Annotated in this window: 24 protein-coding genes and 1 other RNA gene; 15 read left to right on the forward strand and 10 right to left on the reverse strand. The window is 63.2% G+C overall.

The window, feature by feature from the left end; genetic code table 11:
• The first annotated feature begins 36 nt into the window (after positions 1-36).
• The gene (locus AC1DX4_RS20335) at positions 37-4,008 is read left to right on the forward strand and encodes an AsmA family protein (protein WP_477221988.1); all 3,972 of its coding nucleotides are present in this window, start codon (positions 37-39) and stop codon (positions 4,006-4,008) included.
• A gap of 29 nt (positions 4,009-4,037) precedes the next feature.
• Here the strand turns inward: AC1DX4_RS20335 and AC1DX4_RS20340 are convergent, their stop codons facing one another.
• The 3 genes from AC1DX4_RS20340 to AC1DX4_RS20350 form a co-directional block, all read right to left on the reverse strand.
• Positions 4,038-4,925 (reverse strand): sigma-70 family RNA polymerase sigma factor, encoded by an 888-nt coding sequence (locus AC1DX4_RS20340; RefSeq protein WP_477221989.1) that lies wholly within the window; start codon positions 4,923-4,925, stop codon positions 4,038-4,040.
• A 32-nt stretch (positions 4,926-4,957) separates the two neighbouring features.
• Positions 4,958-5,263 carry a hypothetical protein gene (locus AC1DX4_RS20345; RefSeq protein WP_477221990.1) on the reverse strand — a complete coding sequence of 102 codons (306 nt, stop codon included), beginning with the start codon at positions 5,261-5,263 and terminating at the stop codon, positions 4,958-4,960.
• Positions 5,264-5,391: 128 nt separating this feature from the next.
• Positions 5,392-5,829, reverse strand: coding sequence for a MarR family winged helix-turn-helix transcriptional regulator (locus AC1DX4_RS20350; protein ID WP_477221991.1), 438 nt, complete (start codon positions 5,827-5,829; stop codon positions 5,392-5,394).
• A gap of 149 nt (positions 5,830-5,978) precedes the next feature.
• On the opposite strand from AC1DX4_RS20350, the gene AC1DX4_RS20355 reads away from it, so the two are divergent.
• Entirely contained in the window at positions 5,979-7,781 is a 1,803-nt protein-coding gene (locus AC1DX4_RS20355) for a chloride channel protein (RefSeq protein WP_477221992.1), read from the forward strand.
• On the opposite strand, the gene AC1DX4_RS20360 is transcribed toward AC1DX4_RS20355, so the two are convergent.
• The 4 genes from AC1DX4_RS20360 to AC1DX4_RS20375 form a co-directional block, all read right to left on the reverse strand.
• Positions 7,778-8,005, reverse strand: coding sequence for a ribbon-helix-helix domain-containing protein (locus AC1DX4_RS20360; protein WP_477221993.1), 228 nt, complete (start codon positions 8,003-8,005; stop codon positions 7,778-7,780). The two genes, AC1DX4_RS20355 and AC1DX4_RS20360, sit on opposite strands and share 4 nt — an antisense overlap.
• Positions 8,006-8,015: 10 nt before the next feature.
• Positions 8,016-8,210 (reverse strand): DUF4169 family protein, encoded by a 195-nt coding sequence (locus tag AC1DX4_RS20365; protein ID WP_477221994.1) that lies wholly within the window; start codon positions 8,208-8,210, stop codon positions 8,016-8,018.
• 16 nt (positions 8,211-8,226) lie between these two features.
• Positions 8,227-8,766 (reverse strand): SspB family protein, encoded by a 540-nt coding sequence (locus tag AC1DX4_RS20370; RefSeq protein ID WP_477221995.1) that lies wholly within the window; start codon positions 8,764-8,766, stop codon positions 8,227-8,229.
• Positions 8,767-8,911: 145 nt separating this feature from the next.
• Complete coding sequence (locus AC1DX4_RS20375; protein ID WP_477221996.1) at positions 8,912-9,601, reverse strand: TetR/AcrR family transcriptional regulator; 690 nt, start codon at positions 9,599-9,601, stop codon at positions 8,912-8,914.
• 187 nt (positions 9,602-9,788) lie between these two features.
• Between AC1DX4_RS20375 and AC1DX4_RS20380 the strand changes: the two genes are divergently transcribed.
• The 5 genes from AC1DX4_RS20380 (at position 9,789) to AC1DX4_RS20400 (ending at position 13,952) form a co-directional block, all read left to right on the forward strand.
• Positions 9,789-10,994, forward strand: a complete 1,206-nt coding sequence (locus AC1DX4_RS20380) for a multidrug effflux MFS transporter (protein ID WP_477221997.1) — start codon at positions 9,789-9,791, stop codon at positions 10,992-10,994.
• Between the two features lie 165 nt (positions 10,995-11,159).
• A complete protein-coding gene (locus tag AC1DX4_RS20385; protein WP_477221998.1) occupies positions 11,160-11,486 on the forward strand; it encodes a PadR family transcriptional regulator in 327 nt (108 codons plus the stop codon).
• On the forward strand, positions 11,483-12,049 hold the full coding sequence (locus AC1DX4_RS20390) for a DUF1700 domain-containing protein (protein ID WP_477221999.1): 567 nt from the start codon (positions 11,483-11,485) through the stop codon (positions 12,047-12,049). Before AC1DX4_RS20385 ends, AC1DX4_RS20390 begins: the two co-directional genes overlap by 4 nt.
• A gap of 44 nt (positions 12,050-12,093) precedes the next feature.
• Positions 12,094-12,801, forward strand: a complete 708-nt coding sequence (locus tag AC1DX4_RS20395; RefSeq protein ID WP_477222000.1) for a GIN domain-containing protein — start codon at positions 12,094-12,096, stop codon at positions 12,799-12,801.
• Positions 12,802-12,926: 125 nt separating this feature from the next.
• A complete protein-coding gene (locus tag AC1DX4_RS20400) occupies positions 12,927-13,952 on the forward strand; it encodes an alpha/beta hydrolase family protein (RefSeq protein WP_477222001.1) in 1,026 nt (341 codons plus the stop codon).
• A 103-nt stretch (positions 13,953-14,055) separates the two neighbouring features.
• On the opposite strand, the gene ssrA is transcribed toward AC1DX4_RS20400, so the two are convergent.
• Positions 14,056-14,416, reverse strand: a transfer-messenger RNA (tmRNA) gene (gene ssrA / locus AC1DX4_RS20405).
• A gap of 169 nt (positions 14,417-14,585) precedes the next feature.
• Between ssrA and AC1DX4_RS20410 the strand changes: the two genes are divergently transcribed.
• Positions 14,586-14,897: a DUF2853 family protein gene (locus AC1DX4_RS20410; protein WP_477222002.1), complete on the forward strand. Its 312-nt coding sequence runs from the start codon at positions 14,586-14,588 to the stop codon at positions 14,895-14,897.
• Between the two features lie 357 nt (positions 14,898-15,254).
• Entirely contained in the window at positions 15,255-16,049 is a 795-nt protein-coding gene (locus AC1DX4_RS20415) for a thymidylate synthase (RefSeq protein ID WP_477222003.1), read from the forward strand.
• 7 nt (positions 16,050-16,056) lie between these two features.
• On the opposite strand, the gene AC1DX4_RS20420 is transcribed toward AC1DX4_RS20415, so the two are convergent.
• Positions 16,057-16,266, reverse strand: coding sequence for a TOBE domain-containing protein (locus AC1DX4_RS20420; protein WP_477222004.1), 210 nt, complete (start codon positions 16,264-16,266; stop codon positions 16,057-16,059).
• 159 nt (positions 16,267-16,425) lie between these two features.
• On the opposite strand from AC1DX4_RS20420, the gene modA reads away from it, so the two are divergent.
• The 4 genes from modA (at position 16,426) to AC1DX4_RS20440 (ending at position 19,489) form a co-directional block, all read left to right on the forward strand.
• Positions 16,426-17,220, forward strand: coding sequence for a molybdate ABC transporter substrate-binding protein (gene modA / locus AC1DX4_RS20425; RefSeq protein ID WP_477222005.1), 795 nt, complete (start codon positions 16,426-16,428; stop codon positions 17,218-17,220).
• A gap of 20 nt (positions 17,221-17,240) precedes the next feature.
• On the forward strand, positions 17,241-17,945 hold the full coding sequence (gene modB / locus AC1DX4_RS20430; RefSeq protein WP_477222006.1) for a molybdate ABC transporter permease subunit: 705 nt from the start codon (positions 17,241-17,243) through the stop codon (positions 17,943-17,945).
• Entirely contained in the window at positions 17,942-19,054 is a 1,113-nt protein-coding gene (gene modC / locus AC1DX4_RS20435; protein WP_477222007.1) for a molybdenum ABC transporter ATP-binding protein, read from the forward strand. Before modB ends, modC begins: the two co-directional genes overlap by 4 nt.
• A gap of 93 nt (positions 19,055-19,147) precedes the next feature.
• The gene (locus AC1DX4_RS20440) at positions 19,148-19,489 is read left to right on the forward strand and encodes a winged helix-turn-helix domain-containing protein (RefSeq protein WP_095202221.1); all 342 of its coding nucleotides are present in this window, start codon (positions 19,148-19,150) and stop codon (positions 19,487-19,489) included.
• 162 nt (positions 19,490-19,651) lie between these two features.
• Here AC1DX4_RS20440 and cobF read toward each other — a convergent pair whose 3' ends face one another.
• Positions 19,652-20,428 (reverse strand): precorrin-6A synthase (deacetylating), encoded by a 777-nt coding sequence (gene cobF / locus AC1DX4_RS20445; protein WP_477222008.1) that lies wholly within the window; start codon positions 20,426-20,428, stop codon positions 19,652-19,654.
• 184 nt (positions 20,429-20,612) lie between these two features.
• On the opposite strand from cobF, the gene AC1DX4_RS20450 reads away from it, so the two are divergent.
• Both AC1DX4_RS20450 and AC1DX4_RS20455 read left to right on the forward strand, forming a co-directional pair.
• Positions 20,613-21,632 (forward strand): DUF4424 domain-containing protein, encoded by a 1,020-nt coding sequence (locus AC1DX4_RS20450; protein WP_477222009.1) that lies wholly within the window; start codon positions 20,613-20,615, stop codon positions 21,630-21,632.
• Entirely contained in the window at positions 21,632-22,150 is a 519-nt protein-coding gene (locus AC1DX4_RS20455; protein ID WP_477222010.1) for a dihydrofolate reductase, read from the forward strand. The genes AC1DX4_RS20450 and AC1DX4_RS20455 overlap by 1 nt, the downstream gene beginning before the upstream one ends.
• Positions 22,151-22,187: the final 37 nt, after the last annotated feature.

The raw sequence follows: 22,187 nt of genomic DNA on the forward strand, positions 1-22,187 counted from the left end.
GAGTGCGGCAGATTTCAATCAACCTGTTCGGAGCTGATGCTCGCACGCCTGTTCGTGATCTTTGGTGGCCTGTTTGTGCTGGTGCTGTGTGCGGCGCTGGTGGTGCCGTATTTTGTCGACTGGACCGGCTACCGCGCCGAATTCGAGCGCGAGGCGAGCGCCATCCTCGGCCGCAAGGTGACCGTGCAGGGCGACGCCACGGCAAGGCTGCTGCCGTTCCCCTCGGTGACTTTTTCCAACGTTGCCGTCGCCGGTGGTCCCAACGGCCAGCCGGCGATGACGGTCGAGACGTTTTCGATGGATGCCGAACTCGCGCCCTTCCTGCGTGGCGAGGTGCTGATCTTCGACATGCGGCTGGTGCGGCCGAAGGCGACGATCGACATTGCCAATGACGGCACCGTCGACTGGGCGATGCGGCCATCCTCGCCCTTCGACCTCAACCAGATCTCGATCGAGAAGCTGACGGTGACGGAAGGGCAGGTCGAACTGCACCATGCCGCCGGCGGACGCAGTCATATCTTTTCCGAAATCAACTCGACCATTTCGGCCAAATCGCTGGCCGGCCCCTGGCGCATGGACGGCACGCTGCGGCTGGACGGGTTGCGCACCACTGTCACGGCGTCGACCGGCAAGGCCGAAGGCAACGGCCAGATGCGGCTTCGGCTGAAGGCCGATCCCGATGCGTATCCGCTGGTCATCGAGACCGACGGCAATGCCGGCATCGTCAACGGCGCCGCCATCTATTCCGGCCAGTTCAAGATCTCCGGTGCCGACAAGAACAGCGCCGAGCTTCGCGGCACCGATGGCGAGACGGTTAAGGTCAGCACCGGCAAGCCCGATCCGGGCTTCCGCCTGAACGGCAAGTTCTCGCTCGACCACCAGAAGCTTGGCGTCGACGAATTCCGTTTCGAGACCGGACCGCTGGACAATCCCTACACAGCCGACGGCAAGGCCTCTGTCGATCTTGGGCTGAAGCCGAACTTCGCCATCGAAGCCAATGGCGCGCAGGTGAAACTCGACGAGGCGGTGGGGGCTCAGCCCGGCGCCGGCCTGACGCTGGATCAGCGCATTGCCGGGCTTGAGCAGGCACTGCTCGATCTGCCGAAGCCGACCATTCCCGGTACCGTCGAGGTCAAGCTGCCGGCTGTGGTGGCCGGCGACACCACAGTGCGCGACGTGCATCTTTCCGCTGAGCCGGTCGACGGTGGGTGGTCGGTGAAATCGCTCGCCGCGACACTGCCAGGCCGCACCACGCTGGAAGCAAGCGGCATGCTGGTGCTCAACGTGCAGAGCCATTTCGGCTTCACCGGTTCGTTGCTGCTGGCCGTGGCGCAACCTTCGGGTTTTGCAGCGTGGCTGTCCAAGGATGTCGACGAGGCGATCCGCCGTCTGCCTGCCGCCGGCTTCAAGGCCAAGGTCGACCTTTCGGAAAACCACCAGGCCTTCAGCGACCTTGAGCTGATCCTCGGCAAGGCGAAATTTTCCGGCCGTATCGATTCCAGCCAGCCCGACGATGCAAAGCCCTCGGTGCTGATGCGGCTCGAGGGCGGTGAACTCGACGTTGACGGGCTGGCGGCCTTCGCCTCCATCTTCGTCAGCGACAAGGGCGCCAACCGTTTTGCCAACAGCGATCTCGATTTCCAGATCAAGGCCGGGCCGGTCAGCGCCGGCGGGCTCACCGCCGACACGGTCGACACGGCGCTGAGGCTGCGCGACGGCTTGCTTGAAGTCGATCGGCTCTCGGTCGGCGGGCTGGCCGGCGCCTCGATCAGCGCCACGGGCCGGATCAAGGATTTTCCGGCGAGCCCGACGGGTAAGCTCGACGCCTCGGTGGTTGCTGTCGACCTGAAGCCGCTGATCGACGTTGCCGCACAGCATTATCCGGACAATGGCGTGCTGAAAGGGCTGGCGAGCCGGGCAGCGGCCTATCCTGACCTGTTCCAGGACGCACGAGTCGACCTTGTGGCGAGCGCCGCCGACAATGGCGACGGCACGACGGGCCTGGCGGTGAGCGGACAAGGCAAGGCCGGCGGCTCAGCCTTTTCCGCCTCGCTGTCGGGGAAGGGAGCGCCGGACAAGCTTCTCGACGCGCCGGTGACACTGACCTTCAACGCCAAAAACCCCGATGCCACGGCGCTGCTCGCGCTCTACGGCCTGCCGGCGCTGCCGCTCGGCATGCTGGGTGAGGCAACGACCGATATTTCGGCCAAGGGTACGTTTGGCGGTGGCCTGACGACGAGTTTCAGCCTCGCCGGCAATGACTTCAAGGCCGGCTTCGAAGGCACGATCGCAGATACGCCGCAAGGCCCTACCGCCAAGGGCAAGATCAACCTCGATGCCGCCGATATCGAACCCTGGCTGATGACATCGGGCATCGGCCTGCCGGGCATGGGAGCGGGCATGTCGACCTCGCTCTCGGCACAAGGCGACTATGGCAACGGGCTGCTGGTGCTGGACAATGTCAGCGGCGCCATCAACGAGGCGGCCGTGTCGGGCGACGTCAACGTCGACGCCAAGGACGGCGTGCCGCATCTGGCCGGCGCGCTGGCACTCGACGAACTCGACCTCGATCCGATGGCGGTGGCGCTGTTCGGCGATTCGGCTTTCCTTGCAGACAAGAATGGGGCCGACAAAAATGCGGCCGACAAGAGCGCGAGCGACAAGGGCGGCGCGTGGCCGGCAGCACCGTTCAGCCAGAAATCCAGCCTGCCGTTCACCGCCGACCTCGACCTGACGACGGCGGCACTGGCCGCCGGCCCGTTCGCCACCGCCTATGATGCGTCCTTTGCGCTGAAGCTCGACCAGGAGGGTATCCGCGTTTCGGACCTCAAGGCAAAATTCCTCGGTGGCGCACTGACCGGCCTGTTCGAGTTGAAGAACAATGACGGCACCGGGCTTTTCACCGGCCAGATGAAACTGGCGGGTGCCGACCTGGCAAACGTGTTGCCGGATGCCGGCATTGGCGGCGTCAGCGATTTCTCGACGACGCTATCGACCAGCGGCAAGTCGGTCGATGGGATGATCGCCGCACTGTCCGGCTCGGGCACCGCGACGCTGAAGGGGCTGAAGGTCGCCGGCGTCAATCCGGATGCGTTCAGCACTTTGCTGGCCAAGGCGGATGCGATCGGGCGCGACATCGACGTGGCCAAGACCGCGGGCTTTGCGCCTGACATTGCCGCCGATGGCAGCTTTGCCGCCGGGGATGCCGACATCGCTTTCACGATTGCCGGCGGCACGCTCAGGGTGCCGCCGATCAGCCTCGAAAACCCGGCGGCAACCTTGTCCGCCGATATCACGGCCGACCTCAACACAAGCACGGTTTCCGCCAAGGGCGCGATCACCTACAAGCCCGGCGACGAGGCGCTTGTCGGCTCCGAGCCGACCGTCAATTTCACCGCCGAAGGGCCGTTTGGTGCCGTGAAGCGGCAGTTCGACAGCGAGCCTCTGGCGCAGTTCCTGACCCAGCGCGCGCTGGAAAAGGAGCAGCAGCGCGTCGAGGCGATGCAGGCGGCGTTGCTGGAGAAGCAGCGGCTGCGGCGTGAGGTGCGCTATTACGCAGCGCTGCAGGATGCACGCGACAAGGCCGCCGAGGAACTGCGTCAGCAGGAGGAGGCCGCGCGGCTGAAAGCCGAGGCGGACGCCAAGGCCAAAGCGGAGGCGGATGCCCAGGCGCAGGCTGAAGCGGATGCGAAGGCGAAGGCCGACGCGGACGCGAAAGCCAAGGCGGATGCTGAGGCCAAAGCAAAGGCTGATGCCGATGCAAAGGCGGCGGCCGAGCAGCAGGCCGCCGACGAGGCAGCCAAGGCGCAGGCCGATGAAGACCAGCGGCAGAAGGCCGAAGAGGCGAAGCGTATCGCTTCGCAGGAAAAGGCGCGACTAGAGGCCGAGCGCAAGGCCGCCGAGCCGAAGGTCGAGCGCGCGCCGCTGCCGGAAGCCAGCGACAATCCGCCGGCCAAGCCGAAGGCCAATCCGTTCACGATCGACAATTTGTTGAAGTCGTTGCAGTAGGGCAGTAGGGCTCTCCGCCCCAGTTCGTTTCAAAGAACGGACAGTTCGGCGCCGTCGGCCACATAGCGGGCGTGGCGAAAATCGCGGATGGCGGCAAGTTTGCCGTCCTGCCAGGCCAGCAGGATGAAATAGGTCGGCCGCGTCGTCGGATCGTTGGGATCGCGGACGAGAATAGCGGGCCGGTTTTCGACGAAGCCGGGCACGAGGTGCCAATCCTGCACCTGGGAATAGTTGCCGAAGTAGGTGCCGACTTCCTTGTGGCCGTTGAGCCGTGTCCTGGCCACCAGTTCCAGCTGTACCTCTTGCGCCAGCATGTCGCGCACCGCGTCGAAATCACGGGCATTGAAGCGATCGATGTAGGCGTTGAGCAACAAACGCTCGGCGGCGCCCAGTCGCGGGAGAGCGCGGTCGTCGGGTTCGTCGGCAATCTTGCGCAGCCGGTCGCGGCCGCGATGCAAGGCAGCTTTGACCGCCGGGATTGTGGTGTCGAGCGTGGTGCTGATTTCCTGCAGGGAGTAGCCGAGAAGGTGCATCATGATGACGCTGCTTCGCTGTGCGACGGGAAGACGCATGAAGGTATGCAGCCCGGCAGAAGCGGCCTGACGATCGATGATGGCATTTACCGGGTCGACGATCATGTCCGGATCCTCATCGGCGGCGGTCTTATCGCGGGCGCGGCGGCGCAGGAAATCGAGCGCCGTATTGTGCGCGATGCGAAACAGCCAGCCTTCCGGATTGGCGATCGGGCCCGCACTGGGCAAGGCCTCGAATGCCTTGGCCAGCGCCTCCTGCAGCACGTCCTCGCCGTCGATGACCGAGCCCGTCATGCGGGCGCAATAACGGTGCAGCTTGGGGCGCAATTCCCCAAACAGGCGCTCGAAAAGTCCATGCTGCTCGCCGGGAATTGGAATGTTCATAAGCTCCCGCTCTGCGATCTTACTTGCCTCGATTACTCGTCCAGCACCCGGTAGCTGCCCACCACGGCCATCTCGTCGCGTTGCGGAGGTTCGCTGCAGCGATCCCTGAAGCCGTCTTGAAATGCCTGGAATGCCGCCATCTCGGTGATGAGGTCAGAATGCGCATCGGTTTCCGTCTCGACCAGATGGACGAATGTCCCGTCGCCGGCGCGCAAGGTCATATAGCGAACGCCGTCCGGCGATTTGTCGCGCAATTCCTGGAAAACGGCCTTGATCAGCCGCTCGTTCTCATCGGCCCGTTCCGGCTTCATCTTGTAGCGTATCAGGTGACGTTTCATCTCTGGTCTTCCTTTTGATTGCGCGTGCGTCCCTCGAGGCGTTCATCCCCTAGACGTTGCGGAAAGGCCAAAGGATTCGGGCGCCGCAAAAAAATGACAAGTGTCATCTATCGCAAGACGCCGGGGCGTCACTCGCGGCCCTGATCGAGCAGGCGCCTCAGCATCGGTTCGATGCGAGAAAGTTCGTCGAGGTGCGCCGCCGAGAGTTCGGCCAGGCAATCGTCTGCACGCTCGGTCAGGCGCAGCAGCACGCGGCGATGATCGTCCTTGTCCTGATCCCGCACGACAAGTCCTGCTTCGCCGAGGCGGTTGACCAGTTCGACGGCGCTGTGGTGGCGGATGCGCAGGCGCTCCGCCAGGTCGCCGATCGTCACCGGTCCGCCGCCTGGGAAACCCTTGATCGCCAGCAGGGCCTGGTGCTGGCGCGGTGTCAGCCCGGCGTCTTCCGCCTGGATCTGGCTGAATTCGAGGAAGCGGCGGATCAGATAGCGGAACTCGGACAGCCGCTGGTAGTCGGCCTGTTTGATGGCGGGGCGTGATTTTTTGGGCTGCGTCATTCCAGACATTTGTTCCATTCCGGCAAAAGGCTCAAACGGTTTTGATGCAAAACCAGCTTGAATTTATATCGTGTTACGATACATAGCGAGCCGTCAAAGCCGCCGGCGTCTTCGCCGTGCCGCAAATCCAAGATCCGGCCGCCGCCAGAAAGCCAGCCATGAAGCCCCATCATTCCGAAAACGGCCATCTCAGGGATTTCACCACCGACGCGCGCGTATTGACCATTGCCACGATAGCCGTGGTGGTCGCCACGGCGGCGCTGTTCGCCGGCATCGTGCTGTTGAAACTGATCCGGCTTGCCACCAACATCGCCTATTTCGGCCAGTTCACGCTCGCCGATCTGAAATTGCAGGATACGCCGCTTGGGCTTGCCGCGGTGGTGGTGCCGGTGATCGGTGCGCTGATCATCGGCCTGATGGCACGCTACGGCAGCGAGAAGATCCGCGGCCACGGCATTCCAGAAGCCATCGAGGCGATCCTGCTCGGGCGTTCAAAACTCGGCGCCAAGGTGGCGATCCTGAAGCCGCTGTCGTCGGCGATCTCCATCGGCTCCGGCGGGCCGTTCGGCGCCGAAGGGCCGATCATCATGACCGGCGGCGCGATCGGCTCGCTGATCGCACAGATGCTGCCGGTCAGCGACAACGAACGCAAGACGCTGCTGGTGGCGGGTGCCGCGGCCGGCATGACCACCGTCTTCGGCACGCCGATCGCGGCCATCATGCTGGCGGTCGAACTGCTGCTCTTCGAATGGACGCCGCGCTCCTTCATCCCCGTGGCGGTTGCCGCGATCATTGCCGAGGTCGAGCGCACCGTGCTGCATCTGCCTGGGCCGATCTTCCCGTTTCAGGGCGGCATGGCGGTGTCGTTCGTCGGGCTTGGCGGCTGGGTTCTGGTCGGTATCTGCGCCGGCCTGCTGTCGGGGCTGCTCACCCAGATGGTCTATGCCTGCGAGGATGCCTTCCAGAAACTGCCCATCCACTGGATGTGGTGGCCGATGATCGGCGGCCTGGTGGTCGGCATCGGCGGCTTGATCGAGCCGCGGGCGCTCGGCGTCGGCTATGACAACATCGCCGACATGCTGGACGGTCGCACGCTTGCCACTGCGGCGCTGATGCTGTTGGTGGTCAAGGCTATCATCTGGTCGGTGGCGCTCGGTTCAGGGACTTCCGGCGGCGTGTTGGCGCCACTGCTGATCATGGGTGGCGCGATGGGCGCCGTGCTCGGCGGATTCCTGCCAACAGCGGATCCGGGTTTCTGGGCACTGCTGGCCATGTCGGCGACCATGGGCGGCACGATGCGGGCGCCGCTGACGGCGACGTTCTTCGCCGTGGAACTGACCGGCAACACGCATGTCCTTGTTCCCTTGATTGCAGCTTGCGCCACGGCGCATGCCGTGACCGTGCTTTTGATGAAGCGCTCGATCCTGACCGAAAAGGTTGCCAGGCGAGGGCATCATTTGGTGCGCGAATATCGTGTCGATCCGTTCGCGCTGACCAGGGTGCGCGAGGTGATGACGTCGCAGGTCGAAAGCGTCCCGGCGACGATGACGCTGCATGGCGCGGCGGCGTTCCTGACCGCGCCGGAAACCCGGCACCCGAGCTTTCCGGTCATCGACGAGAACAGGCAGGTGCTTGGCCTCATCGATCCACCGGCGATCCTGCGCTGGCGCCGCGCCGGCAAGCACAGGACGACGCTGCTCGGCGAACTGCTTGCCGGAAGCAAGGTGACGCTGGCCTTTCCCGACGAATACCTCGAAGGCCTGTCGGACAAGCTGTTGATGGCCAATGTCTCGCATCTGCCGGTCGTCACCCGCGAAAACCTGCAACTGGTCGGCTATGTCGGCTGGAAGGATCTGATGCGCGTGCGGTCGCGGAAGCAGGCAGAGGAGCGCGACCGCTCGACCTTGCTTGGCTTCGGCGCCAGGCGTGGGAAAAAGACGGATGCGGTCGAGGGCGTCTAATCCAGGCGTTCGGCCCGTTTCGCCCACTCCAGCACATGCAGCCGCAGCGCCGAGGACAGGTTGGTGTCGCGGGGCCGCGTCTCGTCGACTTCGGCAACGAGGGCGGCGAGCGTCAGCTTTCTGGCCGCTGCGATTGCGATGAGGTCGTCGTAGAAGGGCTTTTCGAGGGAATAGCTGGTGCGATGGCCGCGAATGGTCACCGAGCGCTTTTCAACGACGCTCACGGCCGACAGCTCATTGCTCGTCCTTGCCTGATGGATCGAGGCGATGGCCGGCGACGAATTTGTCGGCCTTGTCGGCGATCAGCCGGTCGCGTTGCTTCTCCGCCTTGGAACGGCCGTGTAGGGCCCGGTTCTGTTCAGCGACGCGTAGCTTCTTGTCCCGCGTCCGCTGCTTGCGAGCCTGACGGAGGTTGACGATGTCGGCCATGGCGCGAACCGTGGGTTTATTTCTTGCGGAAGGCGTCGAGCGAAACCACTTCGGCGCCCTTGGTGGCGGCGTCGGTGGCGGCAGCGGGTTTCTTCTCCGCTTCGGCCGCGGCCTTCTTCTCGGCTTTCGGCTTCTTTTCGGAAACGATTGTCAGCGGCTCAGGGGCAGGTTGAGCCGGTTCCTCGTCGGGCTGCGCATCGGTCTTGACGTCGAACTCGAGTTCGAAATTGACCGAGGGATCATAGAAGCCGCGCACGGCCGAGAACGGGATTTCCAGTTTCTCGGGCACGTCGGAGAAGGACAGGCCGACCTCGAAGCCGGTGTCGGTCACCTTCAGGTCCCAATACTGGAACTGGATGACGATGGTCATCTGCTCGGGATAGCGCTCGCGCAGCCGCGACGACACGCGCACACCGGGCGCGCCGGTCAGGAAGGTGATGAAGAAGTGATGGTTGCCGGGGAGGCCGGTGCGTGCGACCTCGGCCAGGACTTTGCGCATGACGCCGCGCAACGCCTCCTGGGCCAGAATGTCGTAGCGGATGTGGTCGTCGGCCATGTGGTGGTCGGGTTCCGTTGAATCGTCCGCATAGCTGTAATCAAGCTTGAGCGCGGCGTAAACCTGATATAGCCCACCGCCGCGTCGAAGCGAGGACTATTGCCAACGATTTGATCGGCAAGGCGGCTTGGCGCAAGCGCAAATGTTATGCGTTAGCCAGCGCAGTGTGTTTTTTGGCGCTGCCCGGGGCAGGGCGCTTGCCGAAAGCGCGCAGGAAGGTGCGCACGCCATTCGTCGCCGACTGCACCACCTCATCCTCGCGCGGCGTGCCGCCGAGCATGAAGGTGGTCTGCAGTTCGGCATTGACCAGGCCGAGAAACTGGCGCGCCGCGACGTCTGGGTCGTCGATGGTGAGGTAGCCGCCATAGGCAAGGCGGGCGAAGCGGGCGGCGATCGCCGGCCATGTCCTGCCCGGGCCCTGTTCGAGCCACTCGGCAAACAATTCGGGATAGCGCTCGCCCTCGGTCTGGATCAGCTTGCGCAGGAATTTTCCGTCGCGGTTGCAGATACAGTTCTGGTTCAGGCGCACGGCAAAGCCGATCAAATCCGCTTCGAGGTCGCCAGGCTGGTCAGGGAAGGTGGCGATGGTGGCGAAGATGCCGGCATTGCAGCGCTCGGTAAGGTCGCGCACCACAGCCATGAAGAGCTTTTCCTTGTCGCCATGGTGGTTGTAGACGGTCTGGCGCGAGACGCCGGCCTCCGCGGCGATCAGATCGATATTGGCGCCGGCAAAGCCTTCGCGGCAGAACACGCCGGCGGCGGCGTCGACGATCGACAGGCGCTTGGCCTCGTGGCCGCGTGGCGGGAAAATGTCAGGAGAAACGCTCGCTCTCATGAAAATCTATATAGAGGTGATTGACGATTTGGACAAGAGTGTCTAAATTTGTGGACATACGATAAAGAGATTTCGCACTGGGGACGAGTAGAATTTGCTCCTGAGTGTCGGTGTCTCATGGGATGGAACGTCCTAGGGTTAGACGTCGCCTGGCGGCGGCAACCAGATTTCGAAAGAAGCCAATATCATGAGTCCCAAATTCCTCCGCATCGCGGTCGTGCTCGGCCTGTTGTCCGCCATCGGCCCGTTCGCAATCGACATGTACCTGCCCGCTTTGCCGTCGATCGGCGCGGATCTGCACGCCGGCACCGCGGCCGTGCAGATGAGCCTGCTGATCTTCTTCCTGTCGATGGGGTTTGGCCAGATCGTCGTCGGACCGATCTCCGACATGGTCGGCCGCAAGCTGCCTCTTTATGGCGGCCTTGCGCTGTTCATGGTTGGCGGCGTCGGTTCGGCAATGGCGCCGACCATCGAGTGGCTGATCGCCTTCCGCTTCCTGCAGGGACTTGGCGCCAGCGCCGGCATGGCCGTGCCGCGCGCCATCGTGCGCGACCTGCACACCGGCAATGAGGCCGCCAAGCTGATGTCTTTGCTGATGCTGGTGTTTTCGGTGTCGCCGATCCTGGCGCCGTTGACCGGCAGCCAGATCATCGAGAATTTCGGATGGCGCGCCGTATTCTGGACGGTGACCGGTGCGGCAGCCCTTGCCACCATCCTGCTCGCGACCTCGCTCAAGGAGACACGGCCGGCGGAAGAGCGCGTCGGTTCCTCCTTCGGCACCGCACTTGCCGGCTACCGCTTGCTGATGGGTGACCGCAACTTCCTCGGCCTGGTGGCGATCGCCGGCTTCGGCATTGCGAGCTTCTTCGTCTATCTGTCGAGCTCGTCCTTCATCCTGATCGACCATTACGGGCTGTCGCCTTCGGTCTACAGCGTGTTCTTCTCGATCAATGCGGTGGCCTTCATCGGCATGTCGCAGCTGACCGGGCTGCTGGCCGAGCGTTTTGGGCTGCGGCGCGTGGTGCGTGTCGCGGTGACCGGCTATGCTTCGACGATGGTGGTGCTGTTGGCGATCATGGCGACAGGCGTCGACCGGCTCGACGTGATGGCGGCGTTGCTGTTCGTCGGCTACGGCTTCCTCGGCCTGGTCATCCCGACAACCTCGGTGCTGGCCATGGAAGAACATGGCGAAATCGCCGGCACGGCCTCGGCGCTGATGGGCACGCTGCACTTCGCCATCGGCGCGCTCGCCATGGGTGTTGCCGGCGTGTTCTTCGACGGTACGCCGCTGCCGATGGTTGCCGGCATCACGCTCTGCGCGGTGATTTCGTTCACGCTGGCCAAGGTCACGCTCGGTCGCTCGCGCGAAGCTGTTGAAGCGCCAGCTGAGTAGGCGTCTCTTGCAGTCCATGAAAAGGCCGGGTTTTCCCGGCCTTTTTTAATGTCTGAACAGCCCTGGGCGTCACCTCGTACATCACGTAGGTATCACGTTTAAGTGGGTATCTTGCATAGACAGGTACCTTCCAATAGAGTGTACTGAACTTGCCGGGAACGGACGATGACCGATCCAAATGACGTCCAGCTGAAAAAGGGGGCGCTCGACCTGTGTGTGCTTGCCTTGCTCGCCCGGCGCGAAAGCTACGCCTATGAGATCGCCAGCACGCTGGCCGAGCGTGTGGGCATGGGGGAAGGGACAATCTATCCGCTGATGCGGCGCATGCAGAGCGATGGGCTCGTCGAGACATGGCTCGTCGAATCGACGAGCGGCCCGTCCCGCAAATACTACCGGCTCACCGCAGCGGGCAGGACCGCCTACGAGGCGCGCAGCAGAGAGTGGCGAAGCTTTGTCGATGCCGTCGACCTTTTCCTGGGAGAGATGGAATGAACCGCGATGCTTTCTTGGTTTCCCTGCGCAACAGCCTGACCGGAATGTCCGCGGGCGAAATCGACGAAATCGTCGCCGACTACGCCGCCCATTTCGACGAGGCACGGGCCTCGGGACGGAGCGAGGAGGATGTTGCCAAGGCACTTGGCGATCCGGCGCGGCTGGGACGGGAGCTGCGGGCGGAGGCAGGAATCCGCCGCTGGGAGCATGATCGCGGCCCGGGCGGCGTCGCTGCTGCGCTGCTCGCGCTGACCGGGCTTGCCGCCTTCGACATTCTGCTGCTGCTGCCGGTTCTCATCGTCTTCTGCTTCGTCGTGCTCGGTCTCGGCGTTGCGGTCCTGGCGCTGGGCATCACCAGCATCGGGCTGCTGTTGAGCGTCGTGCCGTTCTGGCATTTCGCATCCTGGGCCACGGCGTTCGCACGCTTGCTGGCCGCTGTCGGCCTTGCCGCCGCCAGCATCGGATTGGGCTCGCTGCTGCTGCTTGGCCTCAATGTCGGGGTCAAGCTGCTGGGGGATTATGCGCGCCTGCATTACCGCCTGGTCAAACCACGCCAACCCTGAATCAACCCCGTGGCGCGCCGCCACGCAGAAATAACAGGTGCAACATGAACAAGACGCTTGCCTGGACCGCCGTGCTGTCGCTCTGCGTGGCCGTGATTTGTCTGTCGCTGGCCAGTTCGATCGCCGGCAATGACTGGAGAGGTGCCCGGTGGTGGAATTTTGCTTCCAGCTGCCGCAGCTCCGGCGATGCGACCAAGCCCGGATCGGTAACGCTGGGCTGGGAACCGGTCTCCAGCGAGTTTCAGATTGCGCTGCCGGCAACGGTCACCTATCGGCCCGGCACGCCTTCCCAGGCCGTCGTCAGCGGCGATCCCGAGGCGGTTTCGCATGTGCGCCTGTCCGGCAATGTGCTCGACTTCGACGATGATTTCGATTGTGATGGCCTGCCGGTCAGCGTCCAGCTTACCGGTCCGGCTGTCCCCAGCTGGCGGTTGAGCGGCAGCGGCAAGCTCGAGCTTTCCGCTCTCGCCCAGGAGGGGCTCGATCTGCGCATCAGCGGCAGCGGCGATGTGCGCGCCAGCGGCAGCGTGCAGGATCTCTCCTTGCGCATCTCCGGCTCGGGTTCAGGCGATTTTGCCAAGCTCACGGCGAAGACCGCCAGTGTCCAGATCAGCGGCAGTGGCAATGCCGACATCGCACCGCAGGACCAGGCCGACATCCGCGTGTCGGGCAGCGGCAACGTGCAAGTCCACGGCAACCCGAAGATCAATTCCCACGTCAGCGGCAGCGGCAGGGTCGAGACGGTGCCCTGAACGGCCGCAAGGCCGGCGCGCACACGCACCAGCGATTACACTTCTCATCACACTCTATGCGGCCGGAAGGTGGGTCAGACCGCAGTCCGAAAACACGAATCTGTTTGAACATCGGAGACAGGAAAATGCGTTTGAAGAAGCTCCTGCTTGCCGCCCTGGCAAGTCTGGCCGTGACGACAGCTCATGCCGCTGGATTGAAATTCATCCAGATTCCGGCGGATGCCGCCGGGCCGGCAATCGATGCTGCCATGTGGTCGCCTTGCGCCAGCCCGCCCGGCGAGGTCAAGGTCAAGAAGTCTACCGTTCCGGCTGTGCTCGACTGCCCCATCGTCGGCGAGAGATTGCCGCTCGTCGTCATTTCACATGGCTATGGCGGCTGGTATCTTGATCTCCACGATATGGCCGAGACGCTCGCGGATGCCGGTTTTGTCGTCGTTGCCATCAACCATCCGCACGCGAACCATGCCGATATGAGCCAGGCCAATGGCCTGGGCGTGCTGAGGCAGCGTCCGGTCGATATCAAACGCACCATCGATTTCATGCTCGGCAGCTCGGCGGATTCGGCCAGAATCGATCCTCAGCGCGTCGGCTTCTACGGATTTTCGCAAGGCGGCTATACCGGCCTTGTCATCGGCGGCGCCAATCCGGATTTCAACAAGCTGCCGCCGCGCTGTTCGGATGCCACCGCCACCGATTGCCCGCCCGTGCGCAAGCAAGTGCCGCCGGAATCGCTGACCCATGATCCCCGCGTCCGCGCAATCGTGGTTGCGGATCCCTTGAGCGTTGTTTTCCAGACCGCCGACAGTGCCAAGGACGTCAAGGTGCCGCTCCAGATTTGGAGTTCGCAGTTCGGCGGCGACGGTGTATCGCCTGCCGATGTCAAGCTGCTGGCTGGACTGCTGCCGCAGACGCCGGACTTTCACGTGGTGCCGAACGCCGTGCATTTCTCGTTCCTGGCGTCATGTCACAAGGGCGCTGGCAAGGCCTCGGACCTTTGCATCGATAGACCCGGTTTCGATCGGGTCGCCTTCCACAAGACGTTCGATGCAGACGTACTCGCATTCTTCCGCCAGCATCTGGTCGACGATCGGATACAGACGCAAGGCGCAAATGCGCCCAGAGCGGGAGCCGCGGAAACATCGGTGCAATAGGCAGCTGCTCACAGATGGAAGGGCCGGACTATCCGGCCTTTCGAGCCAATCCCGCCTCGGCCAGTACGAAACGCAGGATAACGCAGATTGAATGAGGGGGAGAAGTGGAGGTTTCTGTTGCCAGGTACCTCCGAACCCCGCCTAGAAGTGCGAACCCCTAGGACTTGATTTGAAGCTATCGCACTGCATTAAGCAGCGAGACGTGCTTCCGCATAGTTGTCGTTTGCAACTACAGGTTTAGCCCGATGACGGTGGTACCATGCCGGGCAAAAGTACGATCTTTACACCTTCGTCGATCCTATTTCGCCCCCATCAAAAACCGCTCTGCTCTAAACAGCGGCTTTTGGTGGAGGCGCCGGGTACCGCCCCCGGGTCCGAACGGCTTATTACATCGCCCATTTATCGCCATAGTCGGTCGAGCCGACGAAACGAATATAGGGGGCTGGCGTGAGAAATGAAAGGCCGCAATGGTGCTTTGTCGCTCAGGTCAAATTGCGACGCCGAGGGTTGACTTGGGCGCGGTCTCAACTCAAGCTTTGCCAGCGGTGAGGAGTTACCGACCTAGCGCACAGATTGCGAAGCGCGCCACAGCCCTCATCGATCGGATCCGTGGCGCCGACGAGGGGAATTTTGATGGCCGACTATCTTGCGGATGTGAAGAAGTACGACGCCGGTGCAAGTGCCGACGTGGTCGAAAAGATCGTCAAGCATCTGGGCATCGCGCTCAGAAACCGCGATTCCTCACTGGTATCCTGCACCGACCCGAAGGAGCTCGAGCGCGTCAAGGAGAGCTGGGTGGCCAAGAAGCTCGGCGTCAGCGACGGGGCGAAAGCCGATGCCGCGATCGAGAAGACCTGCAAGGCGATGGCCGCGGATCACAGCAAGGGCCGGGTGACCTTCTATTACCTGGTGGCCAAGGATCTGGGCAAACTCGGCTCGCTTTGACGGTCGCACGTCAGTTTGCGAAGGCTGGTGCGGCGGGATAGCCGCCTCAGCTCTGTTTTTCACTTCATCGCGCGTCAGCGCTGCCCCTCATCTGGCTGCCGCCATCTTCTCCCCGTGAACGGGGAGAAGGACGCTGTTTTGGGCGATTTCGCCAATCGCCACCTTTTGCAAGAAATGCAGCGGCGGCGAGCCAGCCTCTTTCTCCCCGTTTACGGGGAGAAATGCCCGGCAGGGCAATGAGGGGCGGCGCAAACGCCGGAAAGAGTGGTGGGGCAAGCGTCGCTTACGCAGTTTTGCTGTATTCTGCTGCCCGCCCGGCAGCTATAATGCCTGCACTCTCGAATCGAGCCGGAACCGATGCGCCAGTATCTCGACCTCCTGCAGCATGTGCTGGACAACGGTGCCGATCGCGGCGACCGCACCGGCACCGGCACGCGCTCCGTCTTCGGCTACCAGATGCGCTTCGATCTGGCGCGGGGCTTTCCGGTCACCACGACCAAGAAGCTGCATCTGAAGTCGATCATCCATGAACTCCTGTGGTTCCTGGCAGGCGACACCAACACCAAGTACCTGACCGACCACGGCGTTTCGATCTGGGACGAATGGGCCGACGAGAATGGCGACCTCGGCCCGGTCTACGGCAAGCAGTGGCGTTCCTGGCCGGATGGCCATGGCGGCTCGATCGACCAGATCGCGAATCTTCTCAAGGAGATACGCCGCAATCCTCAATCGCGGCGGCTGATCGTTTCAGCCTGGAATCCGGCCGAGGTGGAAGCCATGGCGCTGCCGCCTTGCCACTGCCTGTTCCAATTCTACGTGTCCGAGGGCCGGCTGTCCTGCCAGCTCTACCAGCGTTCGGCCGATATCTTCCTCGGCGTGCCCTTCAACATCGCGTCCTACGCGCTGCTGGCGCTGATGGTGGCGCAGGTGACCGGGCTGAAGCCGGGCGATTTCGTCCATACGCTGGGCGACGCGCATCTCTACTCCAACCATTTCGAACAGGCGCGCGAGCAGTTGCAGCGTACGCCGAGGGCGCTTCCGACGATGTGGATCAACCCGGAGGTGAAGGACCTGTTCGCCTTCCGCTTCGAGGATTTCCGGCTCGAAAACTACGTCGCCGATGCCAGCATCAAGGCGCCCATCGCCGTCTGAGTAAGCTTCAGTCGATGCCGATCATCACGTCCGAGGCCTTGACCACGGCATAGGCCTGCTTGCCCTTTTCGAGCTTGAGGTCGGCGACGGCCTCGTTGGTGATCGAGGCGGTGACGATGGCGCCGTCGCCAATGTCGATCCTGACATGCGAAGTCGTGGCTCCCTTGACGATCTCGGTGATCGTCCCCTTGAGGACATTGCGGGCACTGATCTTCATTGGGCTCTCCATTCCAGGGTTTCCCGCTCGTCTTACCAGAACAATCGACGGGGCAAAGACGTTTTCGCAAGCTGCCGGGCCTTCCCTTGTTATATCCATGCGGATATATCGATCGGCAGGCTTCGAGCCGCACGGATTTCAAACCAGGGAGAGTTTTCGATGACGCGCAAAGGTTTCGGGTTGAGGGCGATCGCCATTAGCGGTTTTGCGGCGACGTTGATGGCGGCGGTGCCGGCCGCTCATGCGGAAGACAAGGTCGTGGTGTTCGCAGCGGCCAGCCTCAAGGACGCGCTCGATGCGGTGAACAAGGCTTGCAAGGCCGATGTCGGCGAAGCCGCGACCGTTTCCTATGCCGCGAGTTCCGCACTCGCCAAGCAGATCGAGGGTGGCGCACCGGCTGACGTCTTCATCTCGGCCGACCTCGACTGGATGAAATATCTCTCCGACAAGAAGCTGACCAAGCCCGACACCGAGCTGAAGCTGCTCGGCAACGAGATCGTGCTGGTGGCGCCGAAGGGTTCGACGGTTGAAACCAAGATCGAAAAGGGTTTTGATCTCGCCAAGCTGGTCGGTGACGGCAAGCTCGCCATGGGTGACTTCAAGGCGGTGCCGGCCGGCAAGTATGGCAAGGCGGCACTGGAATCGCTCGGCGTCTGGTCCTCGGTCGAGGGCAAGGTGGCGCAGGCGGAAAACGTCCGCGCGGCGCTCAAGCTGGTTTCGACAGGCGAGGCCGCTCTCGGCATCGTCTATGCCACTGACGCGCATGCCGAAAAGGGCGTCAAAGTGATCGGCACCTTCCCGGAAGATTCGCACCCGCCGATCATCTATCCGGTTGCCCAGACCGCCGATTCAAAGGACAAGGATACGCCGGCTTTCCTAAAATGCCTGCAGTCCGCCAAGGCCGGCGCGCTCTTCAAGGACCAGGGCTTTACCGTGCTGACGCCAAGCAACTGAACAGGGTCTGACATCGCAATATGACCTGGCTGCTGGACCTCACTCCCGACGAATGGAATGCGGTCCGGCTGTCCATCAAGGTGGCGACGGTGGCGATGCTTTTCAGCCTGCCGCCAGGCATCCTGATCGCGCTGCTGCTCGCCCGCGGACAATTCTGGGGCAAGACGCTGCTCAACGGCGTGGTGCACCTGCCGCTGATCCTGCCGCCTGTGGTGACCGGTTATTTGCTGCTGCTGACCTTCGGCAAGCGCGGTCCGGCCGGTGCTTTCCTGGCCGAGCATTTCGGCATCGTCTTCTCGTTTCGCTGGACCGGTGCGGCACTTGCCTGCGGCGTCATGGGCTTTCCCCTGATGGTGCGGGCGATCCGGCTGTCGATCGAGGCGGTTGACCGCAAGATGGAGGCGGCGGCGGCAACGCTCGGCGCCAATCCTTTGTGGGTGTTCGCCACCATCACGCTGCCGCTGATCCTGCCCGGGCTGATCGCCGGCGCAATCCTGGCCTTCGCCAAGGCGATGGGCGAGTTTGGCGCGACGATCACCTTCGTCTCCAACATCCCCAACGAGACGCAGACACTGCCCTCGGCGATCTACACTTTTACGCAGGTGCCGGGCGGCGATGAAGGTGCGCTGCGGCTGACGCTGATTTCCATCGTCATCTCGATGGCGGCACTGGTCGCCTCGGAAGTGCTGGCGCGGCGCGTCGGCCGGCGGATGGACATCGAATGAGCGTCCTCGTCGACATCAGCCATCGGCTTGGCGATTTCGCCATCGACGTCCGCTTCGAAAGCGCCGGGCGGCTCACCGCGCTGTTCGGGCCGTCCGGCTCGGGCAAGACGACTCTGATCAACATGATCGCCGGGCTGATCCGGCCCGACAAGGGCCGCATCGAGGTCGACGGTCGCGTGCTGGTCGACACAAGCGCCGGCATTTTCGTGCCCAAGCACAAACGCCGCATCGGCATTGTGTTCCAGGACGCGCGGCTGTTTCCCCATATGAGCGTGGCCAGCAATCTGCGCTACGGCCGCTGGTTCACGCCGGCGGCGGAGCGTTACGCCGAGATGGATTCGGTTGTCGACCTGCTCGGCATCGGCCCGCTGCTCAACCGGCGGCCGGCAAAGCTGTCGGGCGGCGAGAAGCAGCGCGTCGCGATCGGCCGGGCGCTGCTGGCCAGCCCGAAACTGCTGCTCATGGACGAGCCGCTGGCCTCGCTGGACGAGGCGCGCAAGGCCGAGATCCTGCCCTATATCGAACGATTGCGCGACGAGACGAAGATCCCGATCGTCTATGTCAGCCATTCGATCGCCGAGGTGGCGCGGCTGGCGAGCGACGTGGTGATGCTGGCGCAAGGCAAGGTCGTCGCCAGTGGTCCGACCGAGGCGGTGATGCAAAGGCTCGACCTGCTGCCGGCGGAAGAACGCGGCGAGGGCGGCGCGGTGCTGGACACGAAAGTGCAGCGTCACGACGAGGTGTTCGGCATGACCGTGCTCGACTCGGCCGCCGGCGAGATCCGCGTGCCGCGCCTTGCGATGAAGACCGGGGCTCGCGTGCGTATCCGCATCCGCGCCCGCGATGTGATGATCGCCACGGAGAAACCCACGGGTCTCAGCGCGCTCAACATCCTGCCCGGCACGATCGTCGCGATCAGACCGGGCGAGGGGCCGGCGGTTGAGATTGGCATCGACTGCAATGGCGCAACGGTGCTTGCCCGCATCACTGAACAGTCGCGGCATGCGCTGAAGCTGCGGCTCGGCGGCAAGGTTTTCGCGGTGGTCAAGACAGTGAGCTTCGACCGGGCGAACACCGGCGCCGGCCTGCCGCTCGAGGTCGATGGCTGATGCATTCGGCAATCGACGCTATATCGTTTTGGAATAGCGGTATCGCGCAAGAAGCTCTAACATGGAGGCGGACATGACCGCGGAGAAGCAAAAATGCCGTCTCTGAGCTTGCGGATAAATCTCGATCCAGACGGGCGGATCGGTCCTGGCAAGATCGAGCTTCTGGAGCACATCGCCACCTTCGGCTCGATCTCGGCCGCCGCGCGCGGCATGGAGATGTCCTACAAGCATGCCTGGGATCTGGTCGAGGACATGAACCGGGTGTTCGGCAAGCCGCTGGTGGCGGCGCAGACCGGAGGCCGCAAGGGCGGCGGCGCGCAATTGACGGCCATCGGCCTGGCCGTGGTCAGCCGTTTTCGTGCCATCGAGCGCGCTGCCACCGCCGCGGCAGCGACGCATATGGATGCATTGCAGGCGGAGATCGACGCCGGGTGAGATCGACTGGAAACTCTACCCCGACGGGCGACTAGCGCGAATTTCTGCGCTTCCGGTGCTCACGGACTTTAATGTCCGCTCCGCTGCGGTTCTCGAAATTCACGCTATTCACCTCATCGGGACGAGTTTCGAGCCGATCTCAGCGTTGGCGCCACAAAGGGACTAATTCTCTTTCGGCTCGCCAGGCTTGCGCAGCAGATAGGTGTCCATGATCCAGCCCTTCTTCTTGCGGGCTTCCTCACGCACTTTCTCGATCTCTTCGCCAACATCGCCGAGGCGACCCGAGACAAGAATCTCGTCCGGGGTGCCGAGATAGGCGCCCCAATGGATGACGACATCCTGGTCGGCCAGCGTGTTGAAGGCGCATTTGCCGTCGAGCATGATGACCGTGCTGCCGACATTTTCGGCAAGACCCTCTTCAGTCAGCCTGCGGCCGGTGGTGATCAGGATGGAATCGCCGATACGGTTCAGCGCCATTTTATGGCTGGCGGCAAGCGCCTGGACTGCGGTGATGCCGGGGATGACCTCCAGCGCGAAGGCGACATTGTCTCTCAGGCGCACCCGCTCGAGAATACGCAGTGCGCTGTCGTACAGCGAAGGATCGCCCCAGATCAGGAAGGCGCCGCAGCCATTCTCCGCAATCTCGTCGCGGATCAGGCTCTCGTAGATGGCGGCGATGGCTTCGTGCCAGTCGTCGACAGTCGAACGGTAGGAGGATGTCGGTTCGGCGCGCACCGGTACGTCGAATTCGACGCGGCGCGATTTCGGGTTGGTGACGAAGCGGTCGCAGATCTCGCGCCGCAATTCGGCAAGGTCGTTCTTCTTCGCGCCCTTGTCGGGGATGAACAGCACATCGGCGCGGTTCAGGCCTGATATGGCCTGAACTGTCATATGGTCGGGATTGCCGGCGCCGATGCCGATGACGAGAAGCTTGCGCATGGGGCGAACTCCTGCCCGATCGGAACCTGTTAGTCCAGACCGCTTGCGTGTCCAGACCGCTCGCGTGTCCAGACCGCTGCCGGCGTGTCCAGACCGTCCGGACGGTCCCGTGAGACGGAAGGGCTTTGAAACGCCACATTGAAACGGCTAGGGTCGTCCAGGCATTCCAGCCGAGGGGGCTTCGATGTTGCGATATGTTCTGACTGCGGCGCTGGCGCTTTCGGCAGCACCCGCATTGGCCAACGATTCGGTTGCCGAGCTCGGCACCGGCGGCCTGATCCTGTCGCGCAGCGATGCCGTCGCGATGCAAAGCGAGGATCTCTTCATTTCGCCTGAAAAGGTGACGGTCGACTACGTCTTCCACAACAACACCGATCGGGATGTCGACGCGATCGTCGCCTTCCCGATGCCCGACATTTCAGGCGACCCCGAGGAGATGCCGGCGATCCCTGAAAACCAGAGTGACAATTTCCTCGGCTTCGAGGTGACGATCGACGGCGCGCCGGCAAAGCCTGAGCTCGAGCAGAAGGTGTTCGCGCTCGGCATCGACATCAGCGCCGACCTCAAGGCGCAGAACGTGCCGTTCAACCCGTTCGGCGACGCGGCCAAGGCGGCGCTGGCGAAGCTGCCAAAGGCGGTGGCCGACGACTGGGTCGACCGCGGCATCATCATCGAGGACCCGCAAGGCGAAAGCGACCAAAGCGCCACACCGTCCTATGCGCCATGGTGGCAGCTGCGCTCGACCTATTGGTGGCGCTCGACCTTTCCGGCCAACAAGGACGTCCATGTTTCGCACCGCTACAAGCCGAGCGTCGGCGGCACGTCCTCGGTCAGCTTCTTCTACGATGGCCAGTTTCAGGGGCAGTATGCGACATACAAGACACGCTACTGCATGGACGGCACATTCGAGAACGCGGTGCGCAAGGCGGCGAAGGACAATCCGGACGGTTACCCGAAATATTACGAAAGCCGCATCGCCTATATACTGACAACAGGCGGCAACTGGGCGGCGGGCACCATCGGCAAGTTCAAGCTGACCGTCGACAAGGGTAATCCAAAAGCGATGGTCTCGTTCTGCGGCGACAATGTCAAAAAGGTCGGGCCGACGAGTTTCGAGATGACCGCGAAAGATTTCTATCCCGAGCATGATATCGACATCCTGCTGCTCGAACCGTCGGACAGCAATGGCGGAGACGCGAACTGATGCATGTCGCGATCTATGTCGCCATCGCCGAGAACGGTGTGATCGGGCGGGACGGCGGATTGCCCTGGCGGCTCTCCACCGACCTCAAGCGCTTCAAGGCCGACACGATGGGCAAGCCCATCATCATGGGCCGCAAGACCTATGAAGGCATTGGCCGTCCGCTGCCGGGCCGGCTGAACCTCGTCGTCACCCGCGACAAGGCCTGGCGCGCCGAGGGCGTCGAGGTGGCCCATACGCTGGAGGCCGCGATTCAGCTGGCAACGGTGCGCGGACGCTGCATGGCTGGCGTGGACGAGGTCTGCGTCATCGGCGGTGGCGAAATCTATGCCCAGGCGCTGCCGCTGGCCGACCGGCTGCACGTTACCCATGTGCTGGCCGCCGTCGACGGCGATGCGCATTTCCCGCCGATCGACCCTCAGACATGGCGCGTCGTCAGTTCTCTGGAGGTTCCGGCCGGCGAAAAGGACAGTCACGCAACGCGCTATTCGGTTTACGAGCGCCGCCGCGAGATACATTGAAAGACAAAAAAGGTATTGAAAGACGACAAAGGGTCGC

Source organism: Mesorhizobium sp. P3_A8, from assembly GCF_056402995.1.